This window comes from Brachyspira catarrhinii (assembly GCF_005518285.1).
Lineage (GTDB): Bacteria > Spirochaetota > Brachyspiria > Brachyspirales > Brachyspiraceae > Brachyspira > Brachyspira catarrhinii.
Map to the genome: position 1 here is coordinate 1 of NZ_SJDU01000293.1, position 2,958 is coordinate 2,958.

A 2,958-nucleotide genomic window follows, 5' to 3' on the forward strand; every position below is an offset into this window, starting at 1 on the left:
AATGATAATCACTTTTTTACCATTTAAAATACTCATGGCTTTCCTCCAAAAATTTTTATTTATTTTAAAAATTTGCCTATAAGTTTAATAACCCATAGCGCTAAATTTATTAAAACCTAATTCGTTTGTGGCTCCCGTTATAACCTGCAACTCCGCTTCAATAGAACCGTCAGGTTTCAAAGAGCCTTCAAATCCTCCAGCTATTTTATCGGTATAATCCAACATACCTATAATTTTATCCATTTTAGGCAAATTTATAACGATATTAGCGTTTCCTGCCGTAACAACGGCGTTAGCGGACACATCGGCATCGGCTAAAGACTGCGAAGAACCGTCTCGTCCAGCGTATTCGTCAGTTACTATGCAAGTTTTAATTCCAAACGCTTCCGCTTTTTTACAATTCATTATCAAATCTGAATCTGGATTGCCGAAACCTTCTTCAGATATTATAACACCATCCAAACCGAAATAATTAGCCAATTTAGAAGCCCAATCAGAAGAGCGCATTTTATCGGCTAAAAACACATTTTCGTTAGTTATTATAGCTCCCATAAAATTAATTTCTTTACCATGTTTTTCATATAAAGCTTTTATTATAGGATTGTTTAAATGGTGGTAAGTCGTATTTTTATCGCAAGCCGAAACACAATTTCCGCTCACTATAGCTCCGTCCATAATCTCCGTAGGATAAATGAAAGTTGGGACTATTTTTTTAGCGTCTACTCCATAAACATAAGTGTCATGCAATAAACCTTGAGTTTGAAGCATATATACATATCCCACTTTAGGAAGATTAGGATACATAGAAGCCTGCTCAAATATAGGTTTAGTTTCATAGCTATAAGTATTGTCGGGTTTCAAATCTTTAGCTAATTTGCCTAAATATGTAGCGACTCTTAATCCCGCTCCTCTAACCGCCGCTTCATAATCATGTTTTTCTATAGGTTCTACAGGTTCTATAACCAAACATAAATTATTAAGTTTTGAAAAAGGCGTATAATCCGCTCCAAGTCCGCTCATATCGATTATTCCTTCCTGAAAGCCGACTATTTTACCGCAAGTTATAACTGCGGCTCCTTTTAATACATGGGTTTTGCCTTCTCCCACAGTATCGACTTTTGAAATCATACCTGGAAATATTCCGCCTTTACCGTCCACTTTTACTCTCGGCTCTATAACATCTTTAACGGGCGTTATACGAATCGATTCCCCAGGACGCGCGACTTCAACCTGAACGCTTTTTAATTTTTCGTCTTCAAGGACAATTTTTGTAACTTCGTCTTTGTTTACAAAAAGCGTTCCGTTTTCAACTTTTGAAATTTTGTCAAGTTTTATATCTTTAATATAAATCTCGCCTACTTCTAACTTCATATATTCTCCTTAAAAGTTATTTTATTATATATTAATTTATAATTTAAAGCAAACAAAAATAGCGGAAAAATAATATATTTCTCCGCTATTAAAATTTTAAAAATATTAATACAACCTAATAATTTATCGTTTATTTTAGAAATGATAATATTTTTTATTGCGCCGCAATATGCAGTCAATTCTCATTCGCAAAGTTTGTAAATTAAAATATATTTCATTATTATTCCTTACTAACTAATTCTTAAACCTATCTAATTATAAATTGTAAAACTAAAAATTAGCTTCAATATATTTATTTACCGATATTGCAGCTATAGCGCCGTCCGCAGTCGCCGTAATCACTTGTTTAAGCATTTTTGGTCTCAAATCTCCGCAAGCAAAAACGCCTTGAATATTCGTTTTCATCTCTTCATCTGTAATTATATATCCGTCTTCCATCTTTACTTTGCCTTCGAACAATTTGGTAAGAGGAACATATCCGACAAATATAAACACTCCAAAAGTTCCGTCCTCTTCATCGGCTTTATATTCCCATTGTTCGCCCGTTTCGTTATTCAAAAATATAGCGGATTCCACTAAACCTTCGCCTTTAACTTCCAAAAGTTCCGTTCTGAATTTTATTTCTATTTTAGGATTAGCTTTAGCCTTTTCTTCTATAGAATCTGCGCAACGAACATAATCTTTTCTTACTATTAAAGTTACTTTTCTTGCAAATTTAGATAAATACATAGCCTCTTCAACTGCCGTATCTCCTCCGCCTATGCAAAATACTTCCATACCTTCAAAAAAGTTTGCATCGCAAGTGGCGCAATATGAAACGCCTTTTCCCGTATATTCCAATTCTCCTTTACAACCTAATTTTCTCGGTTGAGCGCCTGTAGCTATAATAACAGCTTTCGCCTGATATGTATTTCCATCGGATGTTTTAATTTCTTTTATTTTATCGTTAAAATTAACATCCACAACTTCTTTATGCTCTATTTCGGCTCCAAATTCTTTAGCCTGCTCTATCATTTTATTTATAAGGTTTTTAGGATGCCTTTCTTCTTCAGTAGTTTCATAAAAACCCGGATAATTCGCTATTTCGTCTGTTATGCTTATCTGTCCGCCAAAACTACCTTTTTCAAAAAGAATAGTTTTCATTTTTCCTCTTGCCGAATATATAGCCGCAGCCAAACCAGAAGGTCCGCCTCCAATTATAATACAATCATATAAATCGCTCATAAAATAAAATCTCCTTAAATTTTATATTATACTTTCTATAGAACCGTTTATTAATTCATAATCAATTAATCTAAAATCTTCGTCTATAGTTTTAGTTAATTTTCTTCTCGGTTTATCCAAAAAATTCTTTGATAATTCTATAGAGTTTTCTATTAATTCTATAGATTCCAAATCAATTTCTCCGTTATTATAAGCAAGAACTATAGTTTTATACGGAGTTTCATAAGGCTTAATACTACTAACTATAGGATGCGTCAAAAGTTTATATCCTAAATGAATAATATCTCTTGCCTTATATAAAATTTCCATAAAATCCGCTTGCTCAAAATAAGAAATGCCAATATTTTTACCTGACATTTCTTC

The 2,958-nt window shown here is 33.0% G+C and carries 3 protein-coding genes; all 3 read right to left on the reverse strand.

Annotated features, from left to right (window positions below):
* Positions 1-84 precede the first annotated feature (84 nt).
* Positions 85-1,371 carry a glycine/sarcosine/betaine reductase component B subunit gene (locus EZH24_RS09565; RefSeq protein ID WP_137998929.1) on the reverse strand — a complete coding sequence of 429 codons (1,287 nt, stop codon included), beginning with the start codon at positions 1,369-1,371 and terminating at the stop codon, positions 85-87.
* Positions 1,372-1,641: 270 nt separating this feature from the next.
* Positions 1,642-2,595: a thioredoxin-disulfide reductase gene (gene trxB / locus EZH24_RS09570; RefSeq protein WP_137998930.1), complete on the reverse strand. Its 954-nt coding sequence runs from the start codon at positions 2,593-2,595 to the stop codon at positions 1,642-1,644.
* Positions 2,596-2,616: 21 nt separating this feature from the next.
* Positions 2,617-2,958: GrdX family protein (locus EZH24_RS09575; protein WP_137998931.1), on the reverse strand; the 342-nt coding region annotated here is incomplete at its 5' end.